Here is a 709-nt window from a genome sequence, read left to right as displayed (position 1 = left end):
GGGTGATCCGCGATCTTTCCGGCCATGTCGCCGACATCGGCGGCAAGGCGCTCGATCCGGAATCGCTGGCTTCGCTTGCCAGGCTCGATCCGAAGTCGCTGCCGGCGGTGGCGGGCAAGCCCCGCCTCGGCGCCTGCGTTGCCGGCGTCGGCAAGTTCCTGTGCATCGGCCTCAACTATTCCGACCATGCCGCCGAGACCGGCGCCGCCGTGCCATCCGAGCCGGTGGTGTTCATGAAGGCAAGCTCGGCCGTCGTCGGCCCCAATGACGACGTGCTGATCCCGCGCGGTTCCGAAAAGACCGACTGGGAGGTGGAACTGGGCGTGGTCATCGGCCGTACGGCGAAATACGTCTCCGAGGCCGAGGCGCTCGACCATGTCGCCGGCTACTGCGTGTCGCACGACGTCTCGGAGCGCGCCTTCCAGATCGAGCGGCAGGGGCAGTGGACCAAGGGCAAGTCGTGCGACACCTTCGGGCCGATCGGGCCGTGGCTGGTGACGAAGGACGAGATCGCCGACCCGCAGGATTTGAAGATGTGGCTGACGGTGAACGGCGAGATGATGCAGGACGGCTCGTCGAAGACGATGGTCTACGGCGTGGCGCATCTGGTGTCGTATCTGAGCCAGTTCATGAGCCTGCACCCGGGCGACGTCATCTCGACGGGGACGCCGCCCGGCGTCGGGCTCGGCATGAAGCCGCCGCGCTACCT

Annotated in this window: 1 protein-coding gene; it reads left to right on the top strand. The window is 67.1% G+C overall.

Annotated elements, in window-relative coordinates:
* A partial coding sequence (locus tag ACFOHJ_RS24800; protein WP_378225827.1) for a fumarylacetoacetate hydrolase family protein occupies window positions 1–709 on the top strand: 709 nt, incomplete at both ends.

The sequence above is a fragment of the Aquamicrobium soli genome, assembly GCF_042646345.1.
GTDB lineage: Bacteria > Pseudomonadota > Alphaproteobacteria > Rhizobiales > Rhizobiaceae > Mesorhizobium > Mesorhizobium soli_A.
The sequence above is the reverse complement of the archived record's forward strand: the minus strand, read 5'-3'. Positions and strand labels throughout refer to the sequence as shown.